This window comes from Tistlia consotensis USBA 355 (genome assembly GCF_900177295.1).
In the GTDB taxonomy this organism is placed as follows: domain Bacteria; phylum Pseudomonadota; class Alphaproteobacteria; order Kiloniellales; family DSM-21159; genus Tistlia; species Tistlia consotensis.
The window spans coordinates 1-4668 of record NZ_FWZX01000063.1 but is presented as its reverse complement, the minus strand read 5'-3'; the positions used below and the strand labels follow the sequence as shown (position 1 = coordinate 4668).

The 4668-nt window shown below is 68.4% G+C and carries 3 protein-coding genes and 1 pseudogene; 3 read left to right on the top strand and 1 reads right to left on the bottom strand.

Annotated features, from left to right (window positions below):
- Window positions 1–1194: 1194 nt before the first annotated feature.
- The 3 genes from B9O00_RS31900 to B9O00_RS32905 all read left to right on the top strand — a co-directional run bounded on the left by B9O00_RS31900 (window position 1195) and on the right by B9O00_RS32905 (window position 4483).
- Window positions 1195–2172, top strand: coding sequence for a replication protein RepA (locus tag B9O00_RS31900; RefSeq protein ID WP_085127475.1), 978 nt, complete (start codon window positions 1195–1197; stop codon window positions 2170–2172).
- Window positions 2173–2345: 173 nt separating this feature from the next.
- Window positions 2346–3785, top strand: coding sequence for an IS1182 family transposase (locus B9O00_RS31895; protein ID WP_085127473.1), 1440 nt, complete (start codon window positions 2346–2348; stop codon window positions 3783–3785).
- Between the two features lie 194 nt (window positions 3786–3979).
- Entirely contained in the window at window positions 3980–4483 is a 504-nt protein-coding gene (locus B9O00_RS32905) for a P-loop NTPase family protein (RefSeq protein ID WP_143596443.1), read from the top strand.
- Here B9O00_RS32905 and B9O00_RS31885 read toward each other — a convergent pair.
- A pseudogene (locus B9O00_RS31885) lies at window positions 4473–4668 on the bottom strand (transposase); the annotation flags it as partial. The gene B9O00_RS32905 and the pseudogene B9O00_RS31885 overlap by 11 nt on opposite strands.

The following is a 4668-nucleotide window of genomic DNA, read 5'->3' as shown; positions in this document are numbered from 1 at the left end:
GCTGGTCCACCTCCCAAGCCCGATAGGTCTTGCCCATGAACCGGAGTGAATCACGACCACTGCCGAGCGTCGAGACAAAGGCGCTTACTCGGACAGGCTCCTAGCGGCGCCGAGGCCGCGGCGCGCGGCTCGAGCGCGACCGGGCGGGCCGTACCGATGCTACGTCGAATCGGTACGGCAGACGTCGCCTCGCTCGGCGGGAGCGCAATCAGGGCCCTCGATCGAGACCGCGGCATTTTTCGTACCGATGCTACGTCGAATCGGTACGGGCCCGGCTGGAATGTCCCGCCGCCTCCGCCGGAGCCGTGGTGGACATGCGCGGCAGGCGAGGGCGTCAGATGCGGGGCCGCTGCCGTACCGATGCAACGCTGAATCGGTACGGGCCCGCTGGACCTGCCGGAGCGTGAGGGCGGGGCGGGCTCGCGGGGTGGTGCGGCTCCCGAAGGGCTCGATCGGCCGATGTCGCGCGCGCCTGGCCGGCCGTCGCGCAACAGACGGGACCGCCGTGCCCGTACCGATTCAGCGCGGAAGGTCTCGAGGTCGATGACGATGCAAGCCGTCGGGGAACTGCGGGTTGGCGACCCTTCGCGCCGGCGGCGAGCCCCTCTCGGGCGTGCCGACCGGGCCGGGAGCTGGATGGAAAGGCTGCGCGGCCCGGTCTGGCCGCCCCTTGCGAGCCGGATTCGGCCTAGCCGCCAGCCCCTTCCCGCGCCTCCTCGCGCGTCCCTTATCGACTCTTCTAACTATCTGTTTCCACTATCTGTTAGTGGCCCGTACCGATGCGACGTGGACAAGCCCGCCCCGGCGTCCCGATTCGGCGCGCGGGCGGCGTTCCGATTCGGCGCCGCGCGCGTACCGATGTGACGCGCCGCCGAGCCTCGCTCCAGGCCGCCGGTACCGATTCGGCGCGCCTTTCGTACCGATTCAGCGTGGGCCGATGCAGCATGGGCCGGCCTTTCCGCTCCTTGGCGGTCCGGCCGCCCTGGAGTCGGCGCCGCAGCTGCCGTACCGATTCGGCGCAAGCGAGCGGTCCTTGGGCCGCCGTCCACGTAGAATCGGTACGGATCGGTGGCGCTTCGGGTGGAATCTTCGTACCGATTCTACGCGCTATCTCGCGTTGCCGCTTCGGAGATCCCCAAAATATGGTAGCAGTCTGCTGGTTCGATCCAGCAGCGGAGCGAGCGGAGGAAGGCCATGGGAGAGCTCCACGATCAGCTGAAGCTGTTCGGCACCGAACGGGTGCTTGAGCTCGCGGTGAAGGAAGGTGCGCCCCGGACCGAGATCAGGGCAATCCGTGCTGCAGCCGACCTGCTCCTGCCGCCGAGCAGCGAGGACCTCAACTTCCTCCATTCGGGGCTCTGCCAGACAGCGCTGCCGCACAGCCGCCCGGCCGACAACGCCCGGCCCTGGATGCGCCGCTCCGGGGCCCTGCGGCTCATCGTGACGCCGGGTGTGGCGACCGACGAGCAGTCGGGCGAGGCGGAGTACCTCGGCGTGCCCTTTGGCGCCAAGGCCAGGCTCATCATGATCTACCTGCAGACCGAGGGCGTGCGCTCGCGGTTCGTGCCGCTCGGCCGTTCCATGTCCAGCTGGATCCGCAGCCTGGGGCTGCCGGTCACCGGCGGCCGGCGCGGCACGATCCCGGTGATCAAGGAGCAGGTGCTCCGGATCGCCAACTGCGGCCTGAAGCTCGAGTGGGAGAGCGAGCGCGACGGCGGGCGCGTCCAGGGCATGCGCAAGACGGAGATCGTCCGCGGTCTTTCGATGTGGGCAGAGCAGCCTGGCCAGGAGACCTGGCCCGAGGAGGTCGAGCTCTCCGAGGAGTTCCACGAGCACCTCAAGGCCCATGCCGTCCCGCTCGACCGGCGGGCCATCGCCCACCTCGCGGGAACCTCGCTGGGCCTCGACCTCTACACGATGTGCGCCTACCGCCTGCCGCGTCTCGAGCGGCCGCTCTTCCTGACCTGGCGCGAGCTGATGACCCAGCTCGGCAGCGAGATCGCCGCGACCGACAACTTCGCGAAGAAGGTGCGCAACGCCCTGCCGCACGTGGCCGCCGTCTATCCCGGCGCGCGCATCGAGCCGCAGTCCAAGGGGCTGATGCTGAAGCCCAGCGCGCCGGCCGTCGAAGGGCGGCGTAGCGTCGTGGTGAAGGCGCTGCCGAGGGACTAGGGAAGCACCTTCCGGCCCAATGCTCGCCTGCCTGCGGGTCGTTCGCCGATACTCCCCTCTGCGGCGACGCCCGGCATGTTGGAAGCGAAATCCATGGCCGTCCGCAGATGACCCTGGCTGTGTGAAAACGCGTCGGCTGCTACGATTCCTCGTCGAATCCGACGGGGGCGGTGATGAAGCGCTTTGTCGAGGGTGTGGATCGCAATCAGTCGACACTGTTTCCGGAAAGCCTCGAAGATTGGGTGCACCAGGATAATCCGGTTCGGGTGATCGATGCTTTTGTGGGGGAGCTGGATCTCGCCGCGCTGGGCTTCGGCGGTGTCGATCCTGCGGCGACTGGACGGCCGAGCTATCATCCTGCGGTGCTGCTGAAGCTCTACGTCTACGGCTATCTCAACCGGGTCCAATCGAGCCGGCGCATCGAGCGTGAGGCCGGCTGCAATGTCGAAGTGATGTGGCTGACCGGGCGGCTCGTGCCGGATCACAAGACGATCGCCGATTTCCGCCGCGACAACGGCGCGGCGATCCGCAAGGTCTGCGCCGAGTTCGTGGAGCTCTGCCGTCGTGTGGGGCTGCTGACGAAGGCCAGCGTCGCCATCGACGGCAGCAAGTTCAAGGCCGTCAACAACCGCGACCGGAACTTCACCGCCGCCAAGATGCAGCGCCGGCTGGCGCAGATCGACGCGAGCGTCGGGCGCTATCTGCAGCAGCTCGACAGCGCCGATCGCCAGGCACCGAGCGAGGCGATCGAGATGCGCAAGACGCGGCTGCAGGAGAAGCTCGGCAAGCTGCGCGAAGAGATGGGCCGCCTGCGCGCGCTCGAGGCGCAGCGGCTCGCATCTCCTGACGGCCAGATCTCGCTCACCGACCCGGATGCGCGCTCGATGGCGACCAGCGGCCGCGGCTCGGGCGTCGTCGGCTACAACGTCCAGGCTGCCGTCGACACGGAGCACCACCTCATCGTCGCGCACGACGTGGTCACGACCGGCTCCGATCGGGCGCAGCTCTCCGGCATGGCGGAGGCGGCGAAGACCGCGTTGCTCTCCGACCGCTTGGAGGTCGTCGCCGATCGCGGCTACTTCAGCGGCGAGGAGATCCTGGCCTGCGAGCGCGCCGGCGTCGCCGTCACGGTGCCGAAGCCGCAAACCTCGAACGCCAAGTCCGCCGGACGGTTCGACAGGGCGGACTTCCGCTATGTCGCCGAGGAGGACATCTACCTTTGTCCAGCCGGGGAGCGGTTGAGCCGGCGCATGACCAGCGAGGAGCACGGCACGACGCTCCACCGCTACTGGACCGCGGCCTGCGGGCGCTGTCCGCTCAAGAGCCAATGCACGCCCGGCAAGGAGCGGCGCGTCACGCGCTGGGAGCACGAGGAGGTACTCGAGCGCGTGCAGAAGCGGCTCGATGAGAACCCAGCCGCGATGCGTCAGCGGCGCGAGACGGTCGAGCACCCTTTCGGGACGATCAAGGCGCGGATGGGCGCGACCCACTTCCTGACGAAGCGGCTCCACAACGTGAAGACGGAGACGGCGCTCGCCGTCCTCGCCTACAACCTGACGCGGGTCATGAACATCCTGGGCGTCGGCGCGCTGATGGCGGCGATCCGGGCCTGATCCGCCTCCCGGCCCGCTCCGGCCGAGAACGCCGCTGGCGCCCGTCAGGTCGCCAACGGCGGCAAGACATCGAGCAGCCAGCCCGATCGACGCCCGAGCGCCAGTGGCAGAGAGGTTGAGCCCATGCCGCCAGCGTTTTCACACGACCAAGACCCGGTGCGGACAGGCCGCCTTCCTCCGCCTAAGCTGTTTGCATGGCGCGAATCCATGTCACCGGGAATGCCGGCAGCGGAAAAACTACTCTCGCCCGGCAGATCGGCGAGGCCCTGGACCTGCCGGTCTACGGGCTCGATCGGCTCGTTTGGCATCCCGGCTGGAAGAAGAGCCCGCGCGCGTGGCGGGAGGCCAGAGAAGCCGAGCTGATCGCGAAGCCAGATTGGGTGATCGATGGGGTGTCGGCCCCGGTCCGAGAGGCCGCCGATCTCCTGATCTTCCTCGACGCGAGCCGCCTGACCTGCTTCGGCCGATGCGCCAGGCGCAATTGGAGATACCTCTGGCGCAGTCGGCCCGACTTGCCGCCGAACTGCCCGGAACTGCTGGTCATCCCCAAGCTCGCGAAGATCATCTGGAGCTTCCCAGCGAAGGTCAGGCCGGAGATCCTCACGGCGATCGAAGGACGGCGAGAATCAGCCTACATCGTCCGCGGTCGCACCGAGCTGGAATCGCTGTTTCACGACCTGGGCATCGGCCGCTTGTGACCTTGATCGTCCCGAAAGGGTGCTCGACCGTCTCGCGCCGCCGACGCATCGCGTCTGGGTTCTCATCGAGCCGCTTCTGCACGCGCTCGAGCACCTCCTCATGCTCCCAGCGCGTGACGCGCCGCTCCTTGCCGGGCGTGCATTGGCTCTTGAGCGGACAGCGCCCGCAGGCCGCGGTCCAGTAG